Origin of the sequence: Wolbachia endosymbiont of Oedothorax gibbosus, assembly GCF_936270145.1 — a bacterium.
Classification (GTDB): domain Bacteria; phylum Pseudomonadota; class Alphaproteobacteria; order Rickettsiales; family Anaplasmataceae; genus Wolbachia.
In genome coordinates this window covers 749,943-775,930 of the sequence record NZ_OW370537.1, presented here as the reverse complement: position 1 = coordinate 775,930, position 25,988 = coordinate 749,943, and the positions used below count along the sequence as shown (strand labels likewise).

The following is a 25,988-nucleotide window of genomic DNA, read 5'->3' as shown; positions in this document are numbered from 1 at the left end:
TAAATGGAAGAAAATTTACAATAAGATTCAAGGAAAAAGCTGTGGAGGGAAGCGAGAACAGCTAAAGATTTAGATATAGCTCCTAAGGCAATGGATAAAGAAGTACGCTGAATTGAAGGAAGCAGCCCTAAGGTGCACTAAAAAAGTACCTCGAAAGCTCAATAAATGAATTTCATGAATTTAGTAGCTACAAAATTTTTTGGTATAACCTCTATTCAGAGCGCTTACGATAAGGTATACATATTTTTTGTTTCTGTAAAAAGGAGTGACTAACCCTAATTCTATAAGCTACAAAGTTAGGCAAGAGATAAGAAATCGTAGATTAAGGCTGGGATATACTCAAAAGGATTTGGCAAGTAAAATCGGTACAAAATATCAGGTCATACTACAGTATGAAAAAGGAACGCGTAAAATTTCAATTAAGAAATTATATGCCATAGCAGAAGCATTATCGACAAGTGCTAGAGATCTAGCTTCCGGACAAGCAGTATCAAAAAGGTATTTTGAAAATGAGGGAGAAGAGATATTAAATCTAGTAAGAAGACATAAAGAGATTAAGGATCAAGAATTACGCGAAACGTTTTACTTATTAACCAGATTCATCCGTATTAGTGAGGAAAGAAGCGGACAAGCGGTGAAAATAGAAGTAGCAAGGGGTTTGGTTAAAGAAGGAGTTTCTGCTCACGTTATCTCTCGAACAACCAATTTATCTATTGGTGAATATGAAGAGAAGAAGATTTCTGTTCCGTATAAAGTAGGTCAAAGGATAAAAGAGTGGAGGTTGAGACGAGGATACACTCAGGAAGATTTAGCGAATAAAATCGGGGGGATAACAAATGTGCGCCAAGAAGCGTGTAAGGAACAGTTGGTGAAAATCCAACACGGGTAAAGCTTAGCCAGCAGCCTGGAACAGACCATTATATTGCGTAAGGTAACGAGCGTGGTAAAGCTAATGGAATGGACAATATAGGGTGCAATGAAAGTGAAGGTATTGAGTCCCGTAATTCCCGCGTCATGGGGGTTGACACCTTATTTTTGGTGGAAGACAGCATGGGTAATAACGCTAAGGCAAGATATTACTCACCCCATCGGGATCGAAGGCCGCGTCATGTGTTGAGATGGACCTTACGTGAACTTGGGAGATCCTTTGTATTCCTGTAAGGGTACTCTAGAACAAGCCAATAAAGGCGAGGAATGGAGAATGATACAAAGGAAGTCGGACTGACTGATAGTACTCAGAGTGTGGGAAAGCCACATACAAGGGGAAGCGGTCAGCAATATAGTAACTGGTATAGGGATTGCTATATCAATACAACAGAGATTGGAGGAATATGCAAGGAAAACTAAACCAGATAGCAGAAAGGGCTAAGCAAGATAAGCGAGTAAAATTTACATCGCTAGTTCATTTGATTAATGAAGAGAATCTTGCAGAGTGTTACAAGGAACTAAAACGCAACAAGGCTTGTGGTATAGATCGTGTGACAGTGGAAGCTTATGGAGAAAATCTAGAAGAGAAACTTAAAACACTAGTGGATAGTATGAAGAGAAAGCAATATCAACCGCAACCAGTGAAAAAGGTATACATACCCAAAGCTGGGAGCAAAGAGAAGCGCGGACTCGGAATACCGTCAACTGAAGATAAGTTGGTACAGATAATGCTAAAGAAGATATTAGAAAATATTTATGAAGCAAACTTTATGGACAATTCGTATGGATTTCGACCAGGAAGAAATTGTCATCAGGCGATAAACGCTCTAGATAAAGCAGTTATGCACAAACCAATTAACTATATTGTAGAAGTGGATATCAAGAAGTTCTTTGATAATGTTCAACATAAATGGCTAATGAATTGCCTAAGGGAACGAATAGCTGACCCAAATTTATTGTGGTTAATAAAACGATTTCTAAAGGCAGGAATAGTTGAAGTTGGATGTTATAAAGCAACCGATCAAGGCACACCACAAGGTGGTATAGTAAGCCCTGTATTAGCTAATATATACTTACACTATGTGCTGGACTTATGGTTTGAAAAGAAATTTAAGCCAAAAGCCAGAGGATATATACAGCTAATAAGGTTTTGCGACGATTTTGTAGTTGGCTGCGAGATGGAAGAAGACGCAAAAGAATTTCTAGAATTACTAAAACAAAGACTAAGTAAATTTGGGTTGGAAATAGCTGAAAATAAAACAAAAATAGTAAAGTTTGGTAAGAAAGAATGGTATCAAGCAGAAAGAGAGAAACGTAGGACGGCTAGCTTCAACTTTCTAGGATTTACACATTATTGTGGAAAAAGTCGTAATGGTAAACTTATGATGAAGCAGAAAACTTCAAAAATAAGCCTAGCCAGAAAGATTAAAGAAATCAAAGAGTGGTTGAAGATGGTACGAAGTCGTATCTGTCTCAAAGATTGGTGGCAGAAACTTAAAGCCAAACTAACAGGACACTATAGCTACTTCGGGGTTAGCGGAAATTATCGGTGTTTGATTCAATTCTATCGACCGGTAACAAAGCTAGCATTTAAGTGGATAAACCGACGTAGTCACAAGAAAAGTATGGATTGGGAACAGTTTACATACTATTTAAAAGTAAATCCACTACCAAAGCCAAAGATATATGCTTCTTTGTACACAGGAGCACTAGTGTGAACGCTGTATTGTGGAGCCGTGTGCGGGAAATCCGCAAGCACGGTTCTTTTGGGGGGACTATGATTAAGAGACCAAATCGCTGGTTTTCAAGGTCATGAGTCTCTACCAGACTTTCAGAACCATCTGATGTTGGAGGAAGTTATGAAGCATTCATGAAACAGCAGCTCAGGGCAATAGCAGTAGGCACAGGGATAACGTATGAGCAGCTAACAGGAGATCTAAGTGGTGTCAATTATTCATCAATAAGAGCAGGGTTAATAGAGTTTCGCCGGAGGTGCGCGATGTTACAACATAATGTGTTAGTATTCCAGTTTTGCCGGCCAGTATGGAATAGATGGATAGAGTTAGCCCTACTTTCTGGAGAACTAGATATAGGCGAAGAATGGACGAAAAAAGAGGTAAAATGGATACCACAAGGATTTGATTGGGTAGACCCGCTGAAAGATCAGCAAGCACAGCAAATGGCAGTAAGAAATGGGTTTAAGAGCAGGTCAGAGGTGGTATCAGAGCTGGGTTACGATATAGAAGAAATCGACCAAGAAATTGCTGAGGACCAAAGACGTGCGAGTGAACTGGGCTTAAGTTTTGATTCTGATGTGAATTCTAATGCTGAAATGATATAAAATTCTATTTCTATGACAAAAGGGTTTTTATTGCCCCAGACACAAATAAAAAATTTTAAAAACATATGACGACACAAATAAATTGGATGAATAAGCCGATGATGATAGAGGCGAGAAGTTTTGAATTACTGTCATTACAAGCAGCAAAACACCCTACGTTTAAAAACATAAAACATGTAACAAGAAATAGTGAAATGGGAATAAAAGTAATACCAATACATGGAATCTTGACGAAGAATTCAGAAGCTTTTGACGATATTTTAGGGATGACATCATATGAGAAGATACGTGAAGAGATAGAAGAAGCTTTAATAGATGAAGAAGTAGAAACAATAATTTTGGACATAGACAGCCCAGGAGGGGAAGTAAACGGTATATTCGACCTTTCTGACTTTATTTACGAAGCAAGGACAAAAAAGAGGATTGTGGCGATAGCAAATGATGATGCTTACTCTGCTGCGTACGCTATAGCTTCTAGCGCTGAAAAGGTATTTGTGAGCAGAACTTCAGGAGTTGGAAGCATAGGAGTAATAGCAAGTCATATAGATCAAAGTGGATTTGATGAAAAACAAGGAATAAAATATACCACAGTATTTGCAGGAAAGAGAAAAAACGATTTAAATCCGCATGAGCCGATAACGTCTGAAAGTCTGGAAAGCTTACAAGAGGAAGTAGGCCGCCTATATGAGATGTTTGTCCAGCTAATAGCAAGAAACCGAAATTTGTCCATGGAAAGAATCAAATCAACGGAAGCAGGGTTATATTTTGGAGAAAAAGCAATAGAGATAGGACTTGCTGATGGAATCACAATTCTTTCATCTATTAATAAAAACAGGAGTATTACTATGAACGAGAAAACTACAACTGACCTAGAAACTGATAATTTAACTAATAAAATCAAGAATGACAGCTATCGTACTGAAGTTCTTGAATTAATACGTTTATGTAATTTATCAAAGATGCCAGAAAAGATAGGAGAATTTATTGAGCAGAATGTAAATGCAAAGCAAGCCCAAGAGATATTAATGTCAATACTGGCGGAGAGAACGAAAAAGACAGAGATAATAGACTTCTTTCAAAATTCATGAAAGGAGCTCTCTATTGTGAATAGAGGCAATCAAATTAAATCTTAAGCCAAAACGTTTTCGTCGATTTCTATATCTGTCAGAAATGATTTTAAACCTTTTCAATAAGCCGATTACGTTTTCAACTACCACTCTTCGTATAGAGAGAGATCTATTTTCTGCTTTTTTCTCCTTTGATAAAGGATTCTTTTTTGATCTTCTATGTGGTAATTCAACATTTTTATGTATCTTTTGCATTCCTCTGTAACCAGAATCAGCTAGGATCTTAGTTTGCGGTAATATTGCTATCTTTGATTCTCTAAACATCCGAAAATCATGTTTTCTACCATTGGAGAAAGATGTACATACGACCTTTTTACTCTTCTTCTCTGTTACTATTTGTGTTTTTATAGTATGCCTTTTTTTCTTTCCAGAGTAAAAGCGCTTTTGCTTTTTTTTGGCCTTTCTACTGCTGTTTCAGTTCCATCTATTACCAAAACTTCGTATTCTACATTACTATTTAATAGATCTTTTTTTCCTGGTAATGCAAAATCTGGATGTTTTATTAATGTGTCTTCTACCCACCTTATTATTTTAAAACAGTTGCTTTCACTCATGCCATAACTTTGTCCTATATGAAAATATGTACGATATTCTCTCATATATTCCAGTGCCATAAGTAATCTATCTTCTATACAAAGTTTGCTTTTTCTTCCACTTCTAGCTTTTTTCCTTTTATCCTCCTCATCTAGAATTTCTACCATTCTCTTAAATGTTGATTTTTTTACCCCCGTTAAACGTCGAAACTTTTCTCCTTCTAACTTTTCTATTTCCTTATATTTCATGCTTCCAAATACTTGATCTTACTCTCTCTCCCTCAATTTTGAAAGAAGTCTATTCATTGAATCGGTAAAGCAAGGGCTTTATTTACCTTTGTTTGAAGAACGTGGAGTTAAGATTGACGGTAAATGTGTAGCAATTACACATAGCTTATCTCAAGCTCTATTACTGCAGAGTAATAAATCATTTTTAAGTAATTTAGAAACTTCATCTGAAATTTATGAGCGTATAGCGCAGGGTAAGCAGATATCTAAGAGGGAGGAAGGAGAAGTTTTTGCTTTAAGTAAATTACTTGACGGGTTTGAACAAAATCTGGGTTCACCTACAAATAGTTTGCCTTCAAACTTAATTCATACTCAAGGCTATAAAACGTTCAGTGGTTTATCAAACTATATAGCTGGAGTTAATGGTGATTTTGCTATTCACTTAGTAACAACTGATCATGTTGTTGCGATTTATAGGGCTGGTGATAATTATGCTTATTTTGATTGTAATACGGCATTTGTTTCTGGATTAAAAAGTACTGATCAGCTCATGCGAGTTGTAGAAAAAGCAGTAAAGTTTGCTGGCTATGAAGTAGGAGAAGAAGGCTTTCTTGTTGAGCACTTTGATGTTGATAGAGCTAATAGCCAATTATCTAATGAAGATAAGAAAGTTTTAGCAAAAGAAATAAAAACAGAGCGTCAACTTCTAGCAGAGCAGGATAAGGAGCTTGGTCCTATTAAGATTAATGGTCAAGAATTATCTAGAGTACAGCTATATGACTTTGGAACTAAAATTCATGTAGAAGGCAGTGTGCCGTTACTTATCAATGCTGATATGAATTTAAGTAGTAAAAAATTCCAAGATCATCTAGATGGAAAAGAAGTGAGTATGACAGCTAGGGAATATCTTGATAGCTTGAAAAATAGCAGGAATGTAGAAGAAGCGGTACAAGCAACTAAAGTAATTCCTTTCATAGGTTCAAAACGTGAAATTGAGGAAGCAGAGCAAACACGCAGGCCGAAACAATCTTTATTAGAGTTGGCTAAAGGAACAATTAATTCTATATTTGCTGCTGTTTTTCTTAGTCGATTAAAAAGTCAGTTGCCAGGAAAAGCAGACGACAAACCTAGAACCTGTTTAAATGATCCAACAGTGGACAGCCAACCACTATTTCAGGCTATTTCCTTCTGAAGTTGTTTAATTTTAGCTTGAGGGAGACCAGTAGATTCAGCTATTAAATCGACAGATACACCAGCTTTAAGTAGGTTTTTTGCGACTTCAATTTTTTCTTCTTTTCGACCCTCTTCTCTGCCTTTTTCATGTCCGATTAGGATGCCTTCTTCTCTGCCTTTTTCGTGTCCAACCTTAACACCCTCATCAAACTTTTGAGCAAAAGCAGCTATCTCATCCATTATGCGTTTTTTCATTTGTTCATATGCTAGTAACTCTTCTTCTGACCAATTAAACTTATTCATCTCTTCATAAGCTCGTTTTATTATTACGTCACTACCAACTATTTTATCTAGGTCTTCTTCGTTTGTTTCTGCTGCATATCGTTGTCTAAGTGAAGAAGGTCGCCCCTCCTCACTCGACTTCAAAACCGTACGTGAGACTTTGCGCCTCATACGGCTTCTCTCTAATTTGGTGCTTGTCATGCACACCTCCTGTGTAATTCATCGTGACAATGCCCATGTAACAAAGATAAATTTTTGATCATATTGTTTCGTCTATTCCGGTCTTTATGATGTATTTCTATTATATCATCACTTTCAAACCATAGTCGACAATTATCGCATTTATTTTGTTGTAACTTCAATAATTTTATTACTTTTGATGGCTTATCTGGTATTTCTCTAAGACGATTACCCCAATAAACCCAATCACCATCATATGGAGATCTGGTTTTTTGCACTTTGATATGTCGTTTAATAACATGATCGCTGTGTATAGTAAGACGTATCTTGTTACTTGTCATAAAGCGCCAGTTTTCGTTGTTATACTTCTTAAAGTATTTTCTTTTTATCCAGCCTCTCCCTTTATTTGGGTGCCTAAAAACTGCCCATCTCCAGAGTTTTCTATGCATAATATTATCCAATGAACTAAAGATTTTACATGAAACTACCGAGGAGTAATATTTACTCCATCCTCTATTTATTGGATTGAGATCCTTTATTACCCGTTCTTGTGGTGCTCCACGCATTTCTCTGAGCTTATGTTTAATAGCTAGTGTATGCTGTTTTATAGAATTACGACTTGGTTTGATTAATAACTTATAACCTTTCTTACTTTCTTTTGTTGGATATTGTCTTATTGAAAATCCAAGAAAATCGAATCCTGGTTTTGTTCCATTACTGGTTCTTATACCAATCTCCACTAATAGATAGACAAATAGTAAAAACTACAAATAATTGAGGCTAGAAAGAATAAATATGTAGTTTATGGCAGGAAAAAGTAAAGCAATAGGAGAAGAACTATATAATCAATGCAAGTTAGAATTAAAAAAATATGGAATAAGAGGAGAGATAGGAAGAAGGTTACAAGCAATAATATCAGCAAAGGAGTATGGTATCTCAAAAGTTGCTAAAATATATAGAATTACGAGAACGACATTAATGAAATGGATTGCAAGATTTAAAGAAAAAGGTGTTATTGGGTTTGCAATACAGCCAGGGCGAGGACCTAAACCAAAACTGAACGAGGAGAAGAAGGAAAAAATAAGAGAGGTAATAGAAGAAGATGGGGCAAATCTGACTGCTAAAAAATTGCAAGGTATAGTTGAAGGAATGTTAGCTATCAAAGTAAGTGAGTCAACGGCGAGAAGGCTTATGAAGAAGCTAGGATTTACATATATCACACCTCGTCCAGCACATTATAAACAAGACAAAAACAAACAAGAGGAGTTCAAAAAAAATCTCAATGAAATTGTGGAAAAGAACCGGAAAAAGGAGGTTTTTTTTCGATGAATCGAGATTTGGAACGCACTCAAAAGTTGGACATGGATGGTTTAAAAAGGGCTCAAGAACACAAGTTAAAGTAAAAATCGGAAGAGAAAACTTCTATCTTTACAGCGCTGTAAATCCCAGGAATGGAGAGGATATTAGCCTACTTGCTCCACATGTAAACACAGATTGCATGAACATATTTTTGGAGCAGATGTCGAAAGATTTGGGGACTAGAGAAGCTTTTCTTATCATGGATTGCGCAAGTTGGCATAGGTCTAAAGGTTTAAAAACTCCTGAAAATATCACCATAATTTATTTGCCGCCGTACTCGCCTGAGCTCAATCCTGTGGAAAGATTTTGGCAACATTTAAAGGAAAATATAATAAAGAACAAGATGTATGACTCTATTAAATTACTTGAAAATGCTGTATCTGAATTTATTCGAGATATTACGGAAAGTTCGATCAAAACCATTTGCTCTGTGAATTATTTGTCTAGTTATTTATGAGGGTTGGTATTAGTGAATGATAAACTTTTGTTTTAGAGGGCTTTAATTCTAGTCCGATGGTTTTTAACCACTCTTCAACTAAAATTTTTGCCTTAAGAATAATCTCTTCACTTTCATGTATGATGACAAAGTCATCAGCATAAAATATAACACTTATGGTTTTTTCTGCCTTTTTATGTGATATTTTTCCATATTTCCTTTTCGTGTGTTGAAAAAGTTCATTTGTTAATGCCTTTTTTTATATGCTGCTCTAATCCATGTAATGCAATACAAGCAAGTAACGGTGAGATCGTCCCTCCTTGAATTGTGCCACGTTTTGTAGATTGAAATTTTCCATCATCCATAACACCTGCTCTTAACCATCCTCTTATTATTTTCCTAATAGTTGGTGTGGTATTAAGTTTTTCCAACAGAGTGTTGTGGTCAATTTTTTCAAAGCATCCAGAAATATCGGCATCTAAAATGTATGCTGTTTTCTGTTTAAGCACATCAAATATGGCTTCAATTGCATCATGACAAGACCTACCAGGTCTAAAACCGTATGTGTTTGGCTCAAATTTTGCCTCCCACTCTGGTTCTAAAGCCATTTTTACAAGTGTTTGTTTTGCTCGACACGATATAGTGGGTATTCCAAGGGGACGACGCTCCAATGGCTTACCAGGTTTTGGGATCCAAACTCGTCTCGATGGTTTTGCTTTTTCCTTCAAATCCATAGAATATGCTAATTGCATTCTTTCTTTTTGGTTGAGACTCGCTTTTCCATCGATACCTGCAGTCTTTTTCCCTCTATTGTCCTGTGTTACTCTTCTAACTGCGAGTATTCTTGCACTTGTTGATTTTTGTAATAATCTCTGAAGATTATGCACCTTTTTGATATCATTACATGTAGAAGCTCGGTAAATTCGTTTTTGTAGCTTAAATGAGGATTTCTTCAGCTTTCGCCAAGGAATTTCATTCCATTCATACCTAACTTTTTGTTGGTTCATAACATGTTCACTATTATTCACAACTTTACCTTCCAAATTACAGTGTTTACGTCTGCGTATCCCAAATATTACTTTGGGCATTAGCTTCTTAAACAATCCCTCCAACATAAATACTTGCGGCTGGCTACCTACTTATATTTATATAAATATAAGAGCATTTATGTGGTTACTCCGTTCCATGATCTTGTTTCGCGTTGGACTTAGATTCCTACTGTTTGCCGGAAGCTGAGAACATCAGTAACTAAAGTTTTCCATCTTTAGTTCCCCTTTGTGCTTCGTACCATTTTGGTCTATGCGTAATCCAACCTCCTTTCGCATATTGTGCTTTGACGACAATTCAGACGTAAGTTTCTCTCGTAATCATATCCAACTCTGTTTGCAGGGATTCACCACGAGGTTTAGTGTTACCTGCTTTTATCTCATGCTTGCATCCCAAAGGTTGCCACTCTTTGAAATGTGAGATATACATTATCCCTGATGTCTGGGAAGATGGAATTTAACCACCACAAAATCATGACCTTCCGGGTCGCACGGAAAAATAACACCATTTTTCTACTATATTTTCTAGTTGGTCTTCTTTTGTCTTTGTAAATTTTGGTAGTTCTATGAATACAAAGTAGAAGTCCTTTAAGTCATGTTCAAAGCTATTTTGATCTAAAATGACATGATTAGATTTGTACTCAGCCTTATCTGAAAAAATAATGCAATCAGCAACAGCAATAAAGATAATTTCCTTGAGATTATGATAATCATCACCTTGATCAGCTTGACTTGAGTAGGCTTTAGCAGCATAATATTGAGCACGCTTTTCGAAGCCCTTAGTCTTAGTGAATTGCATTTCTATAATATATCTTGAACCTTGAGAGTCTTTACAAAGAACATCGACAATACTTTGCTTTTTAGCGGCAATCTCAGGATCCATAATAGTAGCTAAAAATTGAACGTCCTGAATTGCAGCTAGTCCAGTAAAGCCTAAAATATCGTTCAGGAAATGAATGAGGATGTCTTTATTCCTCTCAGTACCAAATATTCTCTTGAAGGCGCAATCATTTCGTGCGTCAAGAAACTTCGAAAGAGCCATAAGAGATAAACCTAGAAAGCATTAATAATTATACACAATTCTGAAGAAATATTCAACTCTTTTGTGTTTAAATCTTATTTTTTTAAACTTTGGGTATGTTAGAGAAAAAAACGACTGTCAAAGATGGTCTAAGAATAGCATCTTCTGCTTTAGACGTCCATTTGTACATCTTTTACAACCTCTTCTGTAAAGCGCCTTATAAGCCCAGCAAATGAATTCATGGATTTAGGAGCTATAAAGAGCTTTAAAAACACTTATTTTTGGTGTAACCTCCTAATAAAAATACGAGCCCAAAAGCTCAATTACCTAACATCGCGAGATTAACCTCTCACACCTTCATAATAAAAAATCCGAAACTCAATATCAACATATTTCAGTAGAAAATTTATGTTAAATCCATATTCTGTTAGTATGGGCGAAAAAAAGAAGGTTACAATATATACGGATGGAGCTTGTTCTGGAAACCCTGGTCCAGGAGGCTGGGCTGCTGTAGTTATGTATGAAAATAAAAGTGTCTTTATCAAGAAACGTATTTCTGGAGGTGAAGAAAACACAACGAACAACAAGATGGAGTTAAAGGCTGTGATTAACGGTCTAAAGATGTTAAAAATTTCTTGCAAAGTTATTTTGCACACTGATAGTCTGTATATTAAACAAGGTATAACAGAATGGATCAACAAATGGAAGATAAATGGTTGGAGGACGGCGAATAAAAGCCCAGTAAAAAACATGGAATTATGGAAGGAGCTAGATGAAGTTGCTTTACACCATGATATTAATTGGAAGTGGGTTAGAGCTCACAATGGTAATACGTATAACGAGGAGGCAGATAGGCTTGCGAGAAAAGAAACTAAAACACAGAAATTACAAGACCACCAAAAAAAGAGATATAAATCTTAGACAAAGTAAGTCATGAAGGGTATATTTTACTGTCCGTAGTAATGGTAAAAGCCTCCACCTTGTAGGTGGAAAAACTTTAGTGTTCCCTGATGTGGATTGAAAACCCTTGCTTTGAGGAAAGCAAAAAGTTATAATAGCCGCGTATGCGACGTTATGGATATAATGCACATTCTAAATATGATATGAAGGTGCATCTAGTCTGGGTTCCCAAATATCGAAAAAGAATTTTGATAGGACAAACTGCAACTAGAACAAGAGAAATATTAAGGCAAGTTGCTATGGAAAATGAAGTTCAAATTATTTCTGGTAAGATAGCAGTTGATCACATTCATATGTTTATATCATACAAGCCACAGCAAAGCGTTAGTAAAATTGTACAACTTTTAAAAGGAATAAGCTCTCGATTGTTGATGCAAGATTTTTTAAGTTTACGTAAGCAATTTTGGGGAAGGCATTTATGGGCAAGTGGATATTTAGCTGTCAGTTCTGGTACTATTACAGATGAGGTGATACAAGAATATATATCGATACAGGAAGGTGAACCAGTTCACGACAATGATCAATTTCAAATTGATTAATTTTTAACCCATCACCTTATAGGTGATGGTTGTTGAGTTTCAATCAAAGATTCTATGGCAATAATCCTTCTAGACACAAAAACCATAAACCGTATAGCAGCAGGAGAGGTAATAGAGAGGCCAGCAAAAGGAATTAGTGGAAAACGCAATAGATGCTGGAAGTTTAGAAATAGAGATCAAAATAGAAAGTGGTGGGCGTAATCTTATTACTGTGATAGATAATGGTAACGGAGTAGAAAAAAAAGATTTAGAACTTGCGTTTATGCGCCATGCTACTTCAAAATTAAGCGATAATGAGTTAATAGAAATCAAGCACTTTGGGTTTAGAGGGGAAGCTTTGCCTTCAATTGCAGCAGTAAGCAGAATGAAGCTATCGTCTAAGGCAAGAGGAGCAAGTGAAGCATGGTCTATAAGTTATGAAGGAGGAGAAAAAGTAGGAGAGGTTATCCCTTGTTCTCTATTGGAAGGTACGTATATTGAAGTTCGTGACTTATTTTTTGTGACACCAAATAGACTAAAATTTCTAAAAACCGAAAGGGCAGAAACACAAGCTATAGTTGATATTGTAAATAACTTAGCGATGATTAATTATAGTATTGGGTTTACTCTCACTTCCGGTAATAAAAAGCTCTTAAAATATGCTAAACAAACTTCATTCTTTAACAGACTATGTGAAACAGAAGAAGAATTTCAGAGCAATTCGCTGGAAGTTAAAGAGGAAGAAGAAGGAATCAAACTTACGGGACACATCTGTAAACCAACTATTAGTCGTGGCAATTCAACTCAGATCTATACATTTGTTAATGGAAGGCCAATAAAAGACAATCTACTTATTGGTGCAATTAGATATGCGTATCAAGATTTTATTCTAAGTGGGAGGTATCCTTTTGCAGTGTTGCACTTAGAGATACCATACGATCAAGTAGATGTAAATGTGCATCCAAATAAATCAGAAGTAAGATTTCAGAATAAAAGGCCAGTAAACTTGACAATAGTGTTGACATCAACATTATTAGCCAGCATTGCTTTTGCAACTTCAATTTTCCCTTCAATTTTCCCTTCAATTTTCCCTTCAATTTTCCCTTCAGTTCTTCCTTCCTCTTTACCAATTTTTTTACCTTTTTCAGTAGCAAGATCAAGTCTGTACTCAAGAATGGCTTCTTCTTTCCGTAGATCCATTATTCTTTCTTCGTAAGCTACTAAATCTTTTTCATTCCAACGAAACTTGTCTAATTCATCATATGCTAGCTTTATTATTGGTGCCTTTTCTGCAATTTTCTTTAGATCTTCGTCTGTCGTTTCTTCAGCATATTTAAAGAAAAATAGCCAACGATCTACTATGCTTTCTAGCTGTTCTACTTTGCTTTTTGTAAATTTAGGTAACTCAATAAAGACAAATTGAAAATCTTTTAAGTAATGGCCGTTGGTTTTTATATCACGTATATTATGAGTAGAGATATAACCAACTTCTTCAGGAAGTAAGTTACAATTGGAAATCGCAATAAAGAAGACTTTCTTTAAATCAATGTAGTTGCCAGATTTATCTAATTGTCTTGAGTAAGCCTTAGCAGCATATAGTTGAGCGCGTTTCTCAAAACCTTTATCACGAGCCAGTTGCATCTCAATCACAAATCTATTACCAATAGAATCCTTGCAAAGGACATCAACAATGCTTTGTTTGTCAGAGGCAATTTCGGGATCCATGATAGTACTTAAGAATTCTACTTCTTGTATTGCACTTGCCTCAGCAAATCCTAAAATATCGTTCAAAAAGTGGATAAGAATATTTTTATTTTTTTCCGTTCCAAAGATTTTTTTGAAACACAAATCATTCCGAGGATCGAGAAATTTTGAAAGAGCCATAATGCTTAGAAAACATTAATAATTATACACTATTATTAACAATTATTCAACCATATTTTTGAAGATAGCTAGTTTCTGTATTTATTTTAAATTGAAGAAAGCTCAAATGAAAGATAGTGTTTTTCACAGAATGCAGTCTGGTTACAATCTAAGTTGCTTTAGCTATAAATTCAAATTTTATCAATATCTTGTGTTGTTACCCAAATAATGGTTGTGCAAGCGCTTGATCAAAAAGGAACAAGTTTAGTAAAAAATAATGATATTATTAGTGGAACATAAAATAGTCCCACTGCAGTACTAATTAGAAGCAACAGAGTAGCTTTATCTGGTTGATAATTCAAAATATTAGCAAGTATTATACTGGACCCAGAAACTGGAATAATAGCCAGCAACATCAGTGCTTTATATATGCTCTCATCGTATATACCTATAACATGCTTGTCTAAAAGGACAATTCCTAAAACAAACAGTGGCCAGAATACGTACTTTGCTGTAATAGTGATCAAAGCAAGCTTCCAATCTATTTTAAAGCTTGTAATATTCGCAATGCTCACTCCAAGTAGCACCATTCCTAGTGTAACAAATGTACTTCTAATATTCATCATAACATCTGTTAAAAAAGTAGGTATTTGTATATCGTATATACTTAAAAAGAAGCCCAGAACCATCGCATAAAGCGAAGGAAGTTTGAACAACTTTAATATGCATTCTTTTGCGGTATAAATGCCATTTGCAGCTATGTAAAATCCTAAGCTGTTTTCAAATAGCGCCATTCCTATATAACAAACAACATATACAGATACTGAATCTTCATCAAATAAAGCCATGGCAATCGGCAGGCCAAAATAACCCATACTTGTGCTGCCCGAACTAAATGCTAATATGTTTCTCGTGTTATCCTTAAATAAAAAAGAAGAAAGATAATACACTGATAAGGACATAGTGCTACCTATAAACCATATCAAAATCGGCAGAGAAATTACTTTTAAATTAACTTCTGTATGAGAGACTCCATATAAAATCACTATTGGATTAGCTATATAAAAGAGTATTTGAGATATAGTATTTCTATCAATTTTAAGACATTTTCCTGCTAAATAACCAATAAATATTGTAATATAAATAGGTAATATTTTTAGGAAAAGAGTAAGGAACATATTAGCCTATTGTGATACTTTTGACTGATAAAGTGATATTAGATCTTAAGGTATTGTAAAAGTAAACAAAATTTATTTTCCAATTTATCCAGCTCATAGTTAATGAAAAAAGATTTACTTAGTGCCAAAATTATAGGACTTAAGAATGACATTTTTATGATAAAATTATGTTAAGTTTCTATAAAGCTTCTTGCATATTTTTGAATAATGACATAAAAATTAAACTGCTTGTGGCAATTTAGACGGACTGTTGAAAAAACACTCATCTTGAGTGGTTCTCAGGAATTCTTGCCTTGATCATTAAGATTGTACCATTGCTTTCCCTAATTTTTTTAAATCCAACTTTTTCGTAAACACGGATTGCACGAACATTTGCTGTATCTGGGTCAACAAAAGCATTTTCAGAAACTTTAAAGACAAATTCGTTTAAAAATATATTCAAAGCTTGTGGACCAATGCCTTTGCCCACATAATCCAGCTCCCCGATATACCAGTCTATAGCAGCACAGCTTTCTGGAAGCTCAGAAGTATCGTAGCCCTGCTCAGGTGGAAAATCATGTTTGTTATAGTATTGAATATAACCAATATCAACTCCGTCACAATTAATAATAGACTTCTTTCAAAATTGAGGGAGAGAGAGTAAGATCAAGTATTTGGAAGCATGAAATATAAGGAAATAGAAAAGTTAGAAGGAGAAAAGTTTCGACGTTTAACGGGGGTAAAAAAATCAACATTTAAGAGAATGGTAGAAATTCTAGATGAGGAGGATAAAAGGAAAAAAGCTAGAAGTGGAAGAAAAAGCAAACTTTGTATAGAAGATAGATTACTTATGGCACTGGAATATATGAGAGAATATCGTACATATTTTCATATAGGACAAAGTTATGGCATGAGTGAAAGCAACTGTTTTAAAATAATAAGGTGGGTAGAAGACACATTAATAAAACATCCAGATTTTGCATTACCAGGAAAAAAAGATCTATTAAATAGTAATGTAGAATACGAAGTTTTGGTAATAGATGGAACTGAAACAGCAGTAGAAAGGCCAAAAAAAAGCAAAAGCGCTTTTACTCTGGAAAGAAAAAAAGGCATACTATAAAAACACAAATAGTAACAGAGAAGAAGAGTAAAAAGGTCGTATGTACATCTTTCTCCAATGGTAGAAAACATGATTTTCGGATGTTTAGAGAATCAAAGATAGCAATATTACCGCAAACTAAGATCCTAGCTGATTCTGGTTACAGAGGAATGCAAAAGATACATAAAAATGTTGAATTACCACATAGAAGATCAAAAAAGAATCCTTTATCAAAGGAGAAAAAAGCAGAAAATAGATCTCTCTCTATACGAAGAGTGGTAGTTGAAAACGTAATCGGCTTATTGAAAAGGTTTAAAATCATTTCTGACAGATATAGAAATCGACGAAAACGTTTTGGCTTAAGATTTAATTTGATTGCCTCTATTCACAATAGAGAGCTCCTTTCATGAATTTTGAAAGAAGTCTAATGAATGCATGCATTGGTTTTTCAATAATTTGTGTCTTAAGTTTTAAACGTTTGAATCCTTTGACATAATTGCTATATTTTTTCTCAATTAACTCTGGTGTCCAATTTATATCCGCATCCCACCATAGCTTTACGTGAGGTGTTTCTAACCATTTTAATAACAGTAAAAAATGTTCTTCTTTCAACGCTTTAAATGTGATATTTTTATTCATTAATTGAAAATCTCAAATGTTACTACCATTTCTGTTAATCCTGTCTCTAATTGCCAAGTTCATTGAAATTGACATTTCCGTACCTAGTTTTCCTGATATGGTGCGCTATTTTAACGTACCGGAAGGAACAATTCAATTAACTATCGCTTATAATTTCCTAGGCTTGTGCATGGGAGGGTTATTTTTTGGTCCATTGTCTGAATGCTATGGCAGAAGAAGGATTATGATCATAGGTAACACTTTGCTACTCGTCGGCGCTGTTGGTTGTGTTTTTGCACCGTCGATTTTTTGGCTTTTAATCTCTCGCTTTGTTCAGGGCATTGGTGCCAGCACATCTGTAGTTGTGTTTGCAATCGTTGCAGACAGCTACAAAGGCGAAGAAGCGGTAAAATTTATTGGAATCATGAATTCTGTTCTTACAGTTGTCATGGCAATTGCGCCAGTGTTAGGCAGTTTCATTAACGAAGCTGTAGGGTGGCGTGGTAATTATGCAACTGTTGCAATACTTTGTTTAATCTCTTGGGTTTTGCTGCTTTTTCTGTTACCAGAAACAAAAAAGGACCGCGATATTTTCAGTTTGAAAAAAATGATGAAAGATTACAGAAAATTATTGTCGAGTTCAAGATTTGTGGCGCTGTCTTTGCTGTCAAGCTTCCTTTCTGCTGCTTATATGTCATTCATCACTTGTGGACCTTTTCTGTATATGGAAACTTTTGGTTTATCTAGCACTATTTATGCACTACATCAAGGTGCAATAGTTGGGTGCTTCTCACTCATCAGTCTATTTGCTGGCAAAATCTTGCAGAAACTTGGAGCAATAAAGTGTGTAATTTCTGGTACGAGCGTGGGTGCTATTGGATCTCTGTTGCTTGTAATATTCAGTATAATTGTACCCCACTCTTTCTACTTAGTAACACTGTCTATGATTATTTTTTCTATCGGTTGTGCAATTTGCCAGCCAGCGATTTTTAATGCATCAATAAATGTTTTCCCTGAAATTAAAGGCACAGCTTCTTCTGCAGTTGCATTCATCAGGTCTTTTATCATGGCTGTCTTTATCGGCTTAACAAGCTATGTTTACAATGGTCAAGCAATCAGTGCAGCTATTCTTGTTTTTTCTGCAATGGTACTAGAATTTATTTTTACTGCATATTTATTGCGTTTAAAAGATCCTATGTAATTAATAAAGATATTCCATTGTAGGCCGCTAACTTTCCCCTGCCAATCTTTCTGCTTCATTACGTGAAATTAATGCCTCAATAAATTCATCTAGTTCGCCTTCTTTTATAATCTGCTCTAACCGATGTGAAGTTAGATTAATTCTGTGGTCTGTGATTCTTGATTGTGGAAAATTATATGTTCTTATGCGCTCGGAACGATCACCAGAGCCAATTTGGCTTTTCCTCATTGTTGACCTTTCCATTTCTTTTTTTTGTCTTTCAATTTCGTATAGCCTTGCCCTCAATACTTTAAGCGCTTTAGCTTTATTTTTGTGCTGCGATTTTTCGTCTTGCTGTATCACAACTATTCCTGTTGGCAAGTGGGTGACTCTTACTGCACTGTCAGTTGTATTCACTGATTGCCCTCCAGGACCACTGGATCTATAAACATCTATTCGTAAGTCTTTCTCTTCTATTTTAAAGTCAACCTCCTCAACTTCAGGTAATATTGCAACAGTGGCTGCTGAGGTATGTAGCCTTCCTGAGGATTCAGTTTCTGGCACTCGTTGTACTCTGTGCACTCCTGACTCAAATTTCAACCTTGCAAAAACTTCTGTTCCATTAATGAGTGCAGAAGCTTCCTTATAGCCACCTATACCTGTATTAGAAATGCTTATTGGCTCGAACTTCCAATTTCTTCTTTCTGCATATTTTTGGTACATACGGAACAATATCGCTGCAAATAATGCTGCTTCTTCTCCTCCTGTACCTGCTCTGATTTCTAATATTGCATTTCTTGAATCATCTTCATCTTTGGGCAATAATGCTAACTTTAGTTTTGCTTTTATTTTTGGTAATAATACCTTGTGCTTTTCGAAAAATTCTTCTTTTGCTAACTCTTTTATATCACCTTCACTGTTTTCATCTTTCATGATTTCTTCTAAGTCTGAAATTTCCTCTTTCAGCGTGTTATATTCATCAATTATCTTGATTATTGGCCTGAGCTCAGAGTATTCCTTTGAAAGGTTAATGAATTCTTTTTGACTTAAATTGGTAGGATTTTCCAAATTCCTCTCTATATCATTAAATTTTTTCTTTAAGTCTTGTAAATTATTCTCTATATTCATATAGCACAGATCTAGCTAAGTAATATATACTGAAATAAAAATTTTCTTATATCAAGCAATAACACTATAATATACCTTCTACTTGAATATAATGGCAAGACAGATAACATCAAGCTGCAATTTCATATTTGGGGCTTCAGACAAAAAATCATTACCAGATGAGTTGGCTCCAGAGATTGCGTTTGCTGGTAGATCAAATGTAGGAAAATCCAGTCTGATCAACTTACTGATAAACAGCAAAAAAGCTGCCAGAGTTTCCTCTAAACCTGGATGCACTAGACAAATAAATTTTTATTCTATGTACAATGATAAGTTCAGACTTGTTGACCTACCAGGGTATGGCTACTCTCATGCAGGTAAGGAGGAAATTATACAATATTTAAACTTAATTGAGTATTATCTAATTCAAAGAAGAAATCTAAGAAGAGTGTTTGTGTTGATAGATAGCAAGGTAGGATTAAAAGAAATAGACAAAGACTTCATTTATTGGTTAATATATAATAACATTAACTTTAACGTTGTGCTAACAAAAATAGATAAAGTAAGTCAAAAAAGTTTAGGTGCTGTTATAGAAGATATTCAAAAATGGATTAATAATGAGAATGTGTCAATTCATCAAATGAGCATCCGTATTAAGCATAAAATAACCAAGGTAAGAGATGAGTTTTTCAAGTTTACAAGATAAAAAAATGAAGAGTAGTGAATTTTTAAAGGGTGAGGTATCATTTGAACAAAAAGCAGAAATATTACTTGAAGTGCTATCTAACATACCTAGCTTTGTAGGCGAGACTTTTGTCATTAAATGCGGTGGTACAATAATTTTAAATGAAACACTATTTAATACTTTTGTGTATAATGTTGTCTTGTTGAAGCAGCTTGGTATAAATCCGGTAATAATTCATGACGGAGAATATGAAATTAACTCGGTGTTAAAAATGCTGGGTATGGACAGTAAGTTTGTGAATGGTATCAGACTTACAGACAAAGACACTATGAAAATCATTGAAATGGCACTGTGTGGTTCAGTTAATAAAAAAATTGTTCAGCATATAAATTCTGCTGGTGGTTCAGCTATTGGATTATGTGGAAAAGATGGTAACTTAATTAAAGCCGAAAAAATAACCGCTACGCTTAGAGAAGATAGATCAAATAATATCGAAAAGATATTAGACATGGGGTTCATCGGTAGACCCACTGAAATCAATCCTGATATATTATTTTTTATTGAAGAATCAGATTTTATACCAGTTATTGCACCAATTGGTCATGGAAAAGATGGGGAAACATATCATATCGATGCCGATAGCACTGCAAGCGCAATTGCAATTGCAGTTTCTGCATCTAAAATGATAATCTTGAGTGACACAGATGAAGAAATAGATAAAATTGGTAGCAGGAAGATATCTGTTAAAAATTTAAATGCATCGATTGATTGTGGGAAAATTAAAGGGGAAAAATTTATTGAAAGGCTTATGGCATACGTTAAAATGACGGAGGAATGTGCTGGAGTTGTTCACATAGTTGATGGTAGAATACCTAACATTATGCTTGATTTATTTACTGAAAATAATTCAAGCATATCAATTGTGAGTGATTTATAGCTATACTGCTTACAACTGTACGAATAGCAAGAGGGTGTCATCCAAGTAGCTGACACTGGTTTGTATCTGTTCAGGCAATGGCGTCAACTTAAGAGCCTTCATTAGCAAACCCTCCTGAAAACATGATGGCGTTTAGGCTTCTCGACTTTATTGCGGCTATACAATCGCCCTGGCCGTATTTTAACTTTAGCACGTATACTTAAAAAGGGCTTGAAAATCTTTTGGCGCGACAAGCACTTGATAGAGTTTCTGTCTCATTACACCAAATAAAACTGAAAAATTTAAACGATACTCAGTAATTTGATCTGGGTTCCAAGGCCCTTGTGCATCACACATATGAAGCGACAGTATATTACACATAACTAAGTTCGCCCAAAATTCTTGTCTCTAAATTTACTCCAGAAAAATTCTCTAATTCTGCACCTATTTTGAGTCGTTTATAGCACTCCTCTATGTGCCACCTTAATACATAAGCTTTGCTGATATCTTCCAAAGTAAATTTTTCTCGGTCAAAAAGTGAGGTAACCAATACTTCTGTTTCTCCATTGGCTAATGTAAGCACTATAACCCTTACTTTTTGTCCTTTTATTTTATTTTTTAGCTTTTTATTTTCTAGTATAAAATCAAAATCTAGTTCGCCAGATGAGATTCGTTCCCATAGCTTACTATAATTTCCTTTTTGCAAGCGAAAAATAAAGTCTACTTTCAAATCATAATGCTGCTGAATGAATTTTACTGAACACGATCATAGATAAATAATAGTCTCTCTTGATTTAATGAACGCATTTGAGTAACGACTTCGGGTCTCTGCCAGCGTTTGCTCGCCTACATTCCAAGCTGCAAGACGAGCACTGCAAATCAGTGAAGTACATAAATCAATAAACAAATTGCCAACGGTGGCATTGTGCTTGTTGTTCCATTTGGTTTAAAACGGTCAAATTCGGATATAATTTCTTCAGAACTGGGCAATCTCATAGCAGAACCATCTGCTGCAATAAGTCTATAACCTCTCCAGGTTCCATATTCAGGTTCATCTTGATAGGCTGTTTGGATGCTTAGCTCCAATAATTCCTTAAAACCTGTATTTATATCTTGCTCTAGAAAAAGCTTGCTTTGAGGGTGGAATTTTACAAGTCAATGAGCTCACATTCTATTCCTAAACTTTTCTTAATTAACTTATAGAAAATACTGTCGAAAAAGAAAGTTTTCTTGTTCGTGTGAAACTCAACACAATGGATTTTCTGAAAAGTTTTCGAGTATATTATATTTTTAATTTGTAGAATAAGTTTTTTTCCTTTTTGCATGTTTCACCTAAAAAGGACATATTTTAAACTTCTTTGTTGAAATAGAACAGAAACAAAAGTGCTGTTTATTGCAGCTTTTGGGTAATTTAATGGTAAAAATTTCAGAGAGAAATTTTATACACTATCGCTGATATTTTTCCTTAAGTTGACGCCATTGTCTGAACGGATACGATTACGAGGCATTTCTAAATTATTTTTTACTTCAAACTTTTACTTGTTATAAAAAAAACCTTATTTTAGTTTATCAGGTTTTTTATTCATTGTAAAATATTTTTTCAAAAAAGTGAACAGTTTTTGTAATTTCGGTGAACATATATCACAATAGCTGGTTTTGGAGGTCTTATTGAGATACAACGACTTTTATCTAAAACTCTTAAGGAAATATTTTAGATAATCTCTATAAACAAATTGTAGGTGAAGTTAAAGAAAAAAAGTTTGAAATTGCTGCCATAAACATAAGCTACAAAACCCTCTCAATAGTTCAAGATGGAGACAAAGATCGAAATTTATTTATTTACGTCTCTAATTTTATCACGTATAATGGAGACAAAGATTTATATTTCGTATTTTATGTCTCCATCATTTATTGGTAGGCAAACTGAGTTAGAACAACTACTGGAGCTTACAGAAAAAAATACTGCATCTTTTGTAGTAGTCAAAGGAAGGCGTCGTATAGGAAAAAGTCGTTTAATTCAAGAGTTTGGTAAGCATTTCGAGCAATATTACTCATTTATAGGCTTGCCACCAGAAAAGCACACTACAATATCCCATCAACTTAATGAATTTTCTAGACAAGTTGCTAGACAATTTAATACATCTTTTGCTAGGTATGATGACTGGAGCGATTTACTATGGGCAGTTGGTGAACGTCTACTATCAGGAAAAACATTATTGCTGTTTGATGAAATTTCTTGGATGGGCTCAAAAGATCCAACCTTTTTAGGCAAAATAAAAAATTTTTGGGATACGCAGCTAAAAAATAATAATACCAATCTCCACTAATAGATAGACAAATAGTAAAAACTACAAATAATTGAGGCTAGAAAGAATAAATATGTAGTTTATGGCAGGAAAAAGTAAAGCAATAGGAGAAGAACTATATAATCAATGCAAGTTAGAATTAAAAAAATATGGAATAAGAGGAGAGATAGGAAGAAGGTTACAAGCAATAATATCAGCAAAGGAGTATGGTATCTCAAAAGTTGCTAAAATATATAGAATTACGAGAACGACATTAATGAAATGGATTGCAAGATTTAAAGAAAAAGGTGTTATTGGGTTTGCAATACAGCCAGGGCGAGGACCTAAACCAAAACTGAACGAGGAGAAGAAGGAAAAAATAAGAGAGGTAATAGAAGAAGATGGGGCAAATCTGACTGCTAAAAAATTGCAAGGTATAGTTGAAGGAATGTTAGCTATCAAAGTAAGTGAGTCAACGGCGAGAAGGCTTATGAAGAAGCTAGGATTTACATATATCACACCTCGTCCAGCACATTATAAACAAGACAAAAACAAACAAGAGGAGTTCAAAAAAAATCTCAATGAAATTGTGGAAAAGAACCGGAAAAAGGAGGTTTTTTTTCGATGAATCGAGATTTGGAACGCACTCAAAAGTTGGACATGGATGGTTTAAAAAGGGCTCAAGAACACAAGTTAAAGTAAAAATCGGAAGAGAAAACTTCTATCTTTACAGCGCTGTAAATCCCAGGAATGGAGAGGATATTAGCCTACTTGCTCCACATGTAAACACAGATTGCATGAACATATTTTTGGAGCAGATGTCGAAAGATTTGGGGACTAGAGAAGCTTTTCTTATCATGGATTGCGCAAGTTGGCATAGGTCTAAAGGTTTAAAAACTCCTGAAAATATCACCATAATTTATTTGCCGCCGTACTCGCCTGAGCTCAATCCTGTGGAAAGATTTTGGCAACATTTAAAGGAAAATATAATAAAGAACAAGATGTATGACTCTATTAAATTACTTGAAAATGCTGTATCTGAATTTATTCGAGATATTACGGAAAGTTCGATCAAAACCATTTGCTCTGTGAATTATTTGTCTAGTTATTTATGAGGGTTGGTATAACAAGCTAATTTTCGTTGTTTGTGGATCAGCTTCATCCTGGATCGAGAAAAATATACTTAGTAGTACTGGCTTCGTAGGAAGAATATCGTTAACTTTAACACTCGGAGAATTATCGCTTTCTGATTGCAATGAATTTTGGCCAAAAAACATTTCAGCATATGAAAAGTTTAAGGTGCTTGCAGTAACTGGCGGAATTCCAAAGTATTTAGAGGAGGTAAATTTTAAACATAGCGCTGAAGAAAATATTAAAAAGCTTTGTTTTACAAAAGGTGGGTTTTTAGTTGAAGAATTTAATCAAATATTCTCAGATTTATTCATGCGAAAAACGGCTTTTTATAAGCAAATAGTCAGAGCTCTTTCTACTGGAGCTAAAGAACAAGAAGAAATTTGTGCTACTTTAAATATCGTAAGACATGGACGCATTTCTGAGTATCTATATGAACTTGAGCTTGCTGGTTTTATTGCAAAGGATCATACTTGGAGTATAAAAACGGGTACTGATTCACGACTCAGGAGGTACAGACTTCAAGATAATTATTTAAGGTTTTATCTAAAATATATCGAAAAAGATCTAGGAAAAATTAGTCGTGACACCTATTATATAGGGTTCTTACCAGAGTGGTATACAATTATTGGGCTTCAATTTGAAAATTTGGTGCTGAACAATAGAAAGAGTATACATAATATCTTAGGAATTGATGGAATAATAAGCGAGAATCCATTTTTTCAGAAAAGAACGCGTAATAGTGCAGGTTGTCAAATTGATTATATGATTCAAACGAAGTTTAACACTCTCTACATTTGCGAAATCAAATTTTCAAAAGATAAAATTGGTCATTCAATAATACAAGAGGTACAAAAGAAAATAGATGCACTAAATCGTCCAAAAGGCTTTTCATGTCGTCCAGTCCTTATCCACGTTAATGATGTAAGTGATGATGTTATGGATAGCGGTTACTTTTCACACATAATTGATTTTGGAAAATTATTGAATTGTAAGTAATGGTTTTTCTGACTTAAAAAATGGTAGTTTCTACAGTTATTCTTAAATTCATAGAGTGTGCTAACATTAGTATCTTTAGCTTTACAAAAAGGGGATGGAGTCAAAACAATCTCTCTACTGCAACACAATTCTTTAAAACATTGTAAGAAGCATGAGGATAACAAAATGTACGATAATGATTATTTAATTCAAGTTGAGCAAGCAATACAAAAGTTGCAACAGGGAGAAAGAGTTGTATCGATTGCGTATGGTGACCATGTTGTGAGATATGCTGAAGTTCAGATAAATGATCTATTGAATCTAAGACAACGTATTAAATCTGAACTTAGGGTTGTAGGTATGTTACCTAAAAGGAGAATAGTTTTTTCTACTAACAAAGGGATTATATAACGTTTTTATATTTATAACCGAAATTCTTGGAGTAACAGTAGTAGTTAAACCAGCAAGAGATTTTACAAATTTTGAACTTTTTATTGGACAACAATCATAGGAGTTCGGTATGGAGAAGTTCAGATAAATGACTTACTAAACTTAAGACAACGAATAAAAGCTGAGTTGAAAAACGTAGCAAAAAGAAAGATAGTGTTTTCAACGAGTAAAGGGATCATATAATGATAAAAATCGTTGAAAGAAACTCTATGACAAAAATTATAGCAAAAGAATATACAGAATTTTTAGAGCAGCTGAAAGAACAGATTGCTACTAGTCGTTATAAAGCAGCAAGAACAGTAAATAAAGATCTATTACTACTCTATCATTAGACTTCTTTCAAAATTGAGGGAGAGAGAGTAATACCAATCTCCACTAATAGATAGAC

The 25,988-nt window shown here is 34.7% G+C and carries 23 protein-coding genes and 8 pseudogenes; 19 read left to right on the top strand and 12 right to left on the bottom strand.

All coding sequences use genetic code 11. The features are described from left to right. Positions 1-265 precede the first annotated feature (265 nt). The 5 genes and pseudogenes from NBW37_RS03775 to NBW37_RS03755 all read left to right on the top strand — a co-directional run. Positions 266-826, top strand: a pseudogene (locus tag NBW37_RS03775) (helix-turn-helix domain-containing protein); the annotation flags it as partial. Between the two features lie 368 nt (positions 827-1,194). Then, positions 1,195-1,347: a hypothetical protein gene (locus tag NBW37_RS03770; RefSeq protein ID WP_250295827.1), complete on the top strand. Its 153-nt coding sequence runs from the start codon at positions 1,195-1,197 to the stop codon at positions 1,345-1,347. Further along, positions 1,332-2,645, top strand: a complete 1,314-nt coding sequence (gene ltrA, locus NBW37_RS03765) for a group II intron reverse transcriptase/maturase (RefSeq protein ID WP_250295826.1) — start codon at positions 1,332-1,334, stop codon at positions 2,643-2,645. The genes NBW37_RS03770 and ltrA overlap by 16 nt, the downstream gene beginning before the upstream one ends. Before the next feature lie 107 nt (positions 2,646-2,752). Continuing rightward, positions 2,753-3,268 (top strand): annotated as a pseudogene (locus tag NBW37_RS03760) (phage portal protein); the annotation flags it as partial. Positions 3,269-3,333: 65 nt separating this feature from the next. Then, complete coding sequence (locus NBW37_RS03755; protein WP_250296965.1) at positions 3,334-4,356, top strand: S49 family peptidase; 1,023 nt, start codon at positions 3,334-3,336, stop codon at positions 4,354-4,356. Here NBW37_RS03755 and NBW37_RS03750 read toward each other — a convergent pair. Beyond that, positions 4,351-5,177, bottom strand: a protein-coding gene (locus NBW37_RS03750; RefSeq protein ID WP_250295841.1) for an IS5 family transposase whose coding sequence is annotated in 2 segments (ribosomal slippage) — positions 4,351-4,790 and positions 4,790-5,177 — 828 coding nt in all. Because the reading frame shifts where the segments join, the coding sequence is not laid out codon by codon here. The two genes, NBW37_RS03755 and NBW37_RS03750, sit on opposite strands and share 6 nt — an antisense overlap. 88 nt (positions 5,178-5,265) lie before the next feature. Between NBW37_RS03750 and NBW37_RS03745 the strand changes: the two genes are divergently transcribed. Beyond that, entirely contained in the window at positions 5,266-6,348 is a 1,083-nt protein-coding gene (locus NBW37_RS03745) for a hypothetical protein (RefSeq protein WP_250296964.1), read from the top strand. On the opposite strand, the pseudogene NBW37_RS03740 reads toward NBW37_RS03745, so the two are convergent. Together NBW37_RS03740 and NBW37_RS03735 are read right to left on the bottom strand one after the other, a co-directional pair. Beyond that, a pseudogene (locus NBW37_RS03740) lies at positions 6,330-6,713 on the bottom strand (Rpn family recombination-promoting nuclease/putative transposase); the annotation flags it as partial. The gene NBW37_RS03745 and the pseudogene NBW37_RS03740 sit on opposite strands and share 19 nt — an antisense overlap. 95 nt (positions 6,714-6,808) lie before the next feature. Beyond that, positions 6,809-7,531: a group II intron maturase-specific domain-containing protein gene (locus NBW37_RS03735; RefSeq protein ID WP_250296963.1), complete on the bottom strand. Its 723-nt coding sequence runs from the start codon at positions 7,529-7,531 to the stop codon at positions 6,809-6,811. 64 nt (positions 7,532-7,595) lie between these two features. On the opposite strand from NBW37_RS03735, the gene NBW37_RS03730 reads away from it, so the two are divergent. Beyond that, positions 7,596-8,607 (top strand): IS630 family transposase gene (locus NBW37_RS03730; protein ID WP_250295836.1). Its coding sequence is split into 2 segments (ribosomal slippage): positions 7,596-8,108 and positions 8,110-8,607, totalling 1,011 coding nucleotides; the frame shifts between segments, so codons are not numbered across the junction. Here NBW37_RS03730 and NBW37_RS07760 read toward each other — a convergent pair. From NBW37_RS07760 to NBW37_RS03720, 3 genes and pseudogenes are all read right to left on the bottom strand, one after another. Then, on the bottom strand, positions 8,594-8,791 hold the full coding sequence (locus NBW37_RS07760) for a reverse transcriptase domain-containing protein (protein WP_370273168.1): 198 nt from the start codon (positions 8,789-8,791) through the stop codon (positions 8,594-8,596). The two genes, NBW37_RS03730 and NBW37_RS07760, sit on opposite strands and share 14 nt — an antisense overlap. A gap of 34 nt (positions 8,792-8,825) precedes the next feature. After that, on the bottom strand, positions 8,826-9,614 hold the full coding sequence (locus NBW37_RS03725) for a reverse transcriptase N-terminal domain-containing protein (protein ID WP_250296962.1): 789 nt from the start codon (positions 9,612-9,614) through the stop codon (positions 8,826-8,828). A 514-nt stretch (positions 9,615-10,128) separates the two neighbouring features. Then, positions 10,129-10,674 (bottom strand): annotated as a pseudogene (locus tag NBW37_RS03720) (Rpn family recombination-promoting nuclease/putative transposase); the annotation flags it as partial. Between the two features lie 411 nt (positions 10,675-11,085). Here NBW37_RS03720 and rnhA point away from each other — a divergent pair. The 3 genes and pseudogenes from rnhA to mutL all read left to right on the top strand — a co-directional run. Then, positions 11,086-11,574, top strand: coding sequence for a ribonuclease HI (rnhA, locus tag NBW37_RS03715; RefSeq protein WP_370273166.1), 489 nt, complete (start codon positions 11,086-11,088; stop codon positions 11,572-11,574). Positions 11,575-11,717: 143 nt separating this feature from the next. After that, positions 11,718-12,152, top strand: a complete 435-nt coding sequence (tnpA, locus tag NBW37_RS03710; protein WP_250296960.1) for an IS200/IS605 family transposase — start codon at positions 11,718-11,720, stop codon at positions 12,150-12,152. A 54-nt stretch (positions 12,153-12,206) separates the two neighbouring features. Next, positions 12,207-13,129, top strand: a pseudogene (gene mutL / locus NBW37_RS03705) (DNA mismatch repair endonuclease MutL); the annotation flags it as partial. Here the strand turns inward: mutL and NBW37_RS03700 are convergent. The 3 genes and pseudogenes from NBW37_RS03700 to NBW37_RS03690 all read right to left on the bottom strand — a co-directional run. Beyond that, positions 13,116-14,015: an Rpn family recombination-promoting nuclease/putative transposase gene (locus NBW37_RS03700; protein ID WP_250296959.1), complete on the bottom strand. Its 900-nt coding sequence runs from the start codon at positions 14,013-14,015 to the stop codon at positions 13,116-13,118. The pseudogene mutL and the gene NBW37_RS03700 overlap by 14 nt on opposite strands. 227 nt (positions 14,016-14,242) lie before the next feature. Then, the gene (locus tag NBW37_RS03695) at positions 14,243-15,172 is read right to left on the bottom strand and encodes an AEC family transporter (RefSeq protein ID WP_250296958.1); all 930 of its coding nucleotides are present in this window, start codon (positions 15,170-15,172) and stop codon (positions 14,243-14,245) included. A 262-nt stretch (positions 15,173-15,434) separates the two neighbouring features. Further along, a pseudogene (locus NBW37_RS03690) lies at positions 15,435-15,782 on the bottom strand (GNAT family N-acetyltransferase); the annotation flags it as partial. 51 nt (positions 15,783-15,833) lie between these two features. On the opposite strand from NBW37_RS03690, the gene NBW37_RS03685 reads away from it, so the two are divergent. Continuing rightward, positions 15,834-16,660, top strand: a protein-coding gene (locus NBW37_RS03685; RefSeq protein WP_250295841.1) for an IS5 family transposase whose coding sequence is annotated in 2 segments (ribosomal slippage) — positions 15,834-16,221 and positions 16,221-16,660 — 828 coding nt in all. Because the reading frame shifts where the segments join, the coding sequence is not laid out codon by codon here. A gap of 16 nt (positions 16,661-16,676) precedes the next feature. Here the strand turns inward: NBW37_RS03685 and NBW37_RS03680 are convergent. After that, positions 16,677-16,889, bottom strand: a pseudogene (locus NBW37_RS03680) (N-acetyltransferase); the annotation flags it as partial. Between the two features lie 16 nt (positions 16,890-16,905). On the opposite strand from NBW37_RS03680, the gene NBW37_RS03675 reads away from it, so the two are divergent. Further along, positions 16,906-18,069, top strand: a complete 1,164-nt coding sequence (locus tag NBW37_RS03675; protein ID WP_250296956.1) for a multidrug effflux MFS transporter — start codon at positions 16,906-16,908, stop codon at positions 18,067-18,069. A gap of 27 nt (positions 18,070-18,096) precedes the next feature. On the opposite strand, the gene prfA is transcribed toward NBW37_RS03675, so the two are convergent. After that, on the bottom strand, positions 18,097-19,176 hold the full coding sequence (gene prfA / locus NBW37_RS03670; protein ID WP_250296955.1) for a peptide chain release factor 1: 1,080 nt from the start codon (positions 19,174-19,176) through the stop codon (positions 18,097-18,099). A gap of 91 nt (positions 19,177-19,267) precedes the next feature. On the opposite strand from prfA, the gene yihA reads away from it, so the two are divergent. Then, positions 19,268-19,861, top strand: coding sequence for a ribosome biogenesis GTP-binding protein YihA/YsxC (yihA, locus tag NBW37_RS03665; RefSeq protein ID WP_250296954.1), 594 nt, complete (start codon positions 19,268-19,270; stop codon positions 19,859-19,861). 4 nt (positions 19,862-19,865) lie between these two features. Then, a complete protein-coding gene (argB, locus tag NBW37_RS03660) occupies positions 19,866-20,777 on the top strand; it encodes an acetylglutamate kinase (RefSeq protein ID WP_370273164.1) in 912 nt (303 codons plus the stop codon). 101 nt (positions 20,778-20,878) lie between these two features. On the opposite strand, the pseudogene NBW37_RS03655 reads toward argB, so the two are convergent. Then, positions 20,879-22,081: pseudogene (locus NBW37_RS03655) on the bottom strand (IS4 family transposase). Positions 22,082-22,567: 486 nt separating this feature from the next. Between NBW37_RS03655 and NBW37_RS03650 the strand changes: the two are divergent. The 5 genes from NBW37_RS03650 (at position 22,568) to NBW37_RS07620 (ending at position 25,932) form a co-directional block, all read left to right on the top strand. Beyond that, positions 22,568-23,083, top strand: a complete 516-nt coding sequence (locus NBW37_RS03650) for an ATP-binding protein (RefSeq protein WP_250296952.1) — start codon at positions 22,568-22,570, stop codon at positions 23,081-23,083. A 61-nt stretch (positions 23,084-23,144) separates the two neighbouring features. Next, positions 23,145-24,156 (top strand): IS630 family transposase gene (locus NBW37_RS03645; protein WP_250295836.1). Its coding sequence is split into 2 segments (ribosomal slippage): positions 23,145-23,657 and positions 23,659-24,156, totalling 1,011 coding nucleotides; the frame shifts between segments, so codons are not numbered across the junction. 184 nt (positions 24,157-24,340) lie between these two features. Further along, a complete protein-coding gene (locus NBW37_RS03640; RefSeq protein WP_250296951.1) occupies positions 24,341-25,171 on the top strand; it encodes an AAA family ATPase in 831 nt (276 codons plus the stop codon). A 165-nt stretch (positions 25,172-25,336) separates the two neighbouring features. After that, entirely contained in the window at positions 25,337-25,561 is a 225-nt protein-coding gene (locus tag NBW37_RS03635) for a gpW family protein (RefSeq protein WP_250296950.1), read from the top strand. Between the two features lie 248 nt (positions 25,562-25,809). Next, on the top strand, positions 25,810-25,932 hold the full coding sequence (locus NBW37_RS07620) for a hypothetical protein (protein WP_256466277.1): 123 nt from the start codon (positions 25,810-25,812) through the stop codon (positions 25,930-25,932). The last annotated feature ends 56 nt before the right edge of the window (positions 25,933-25,988 follow it).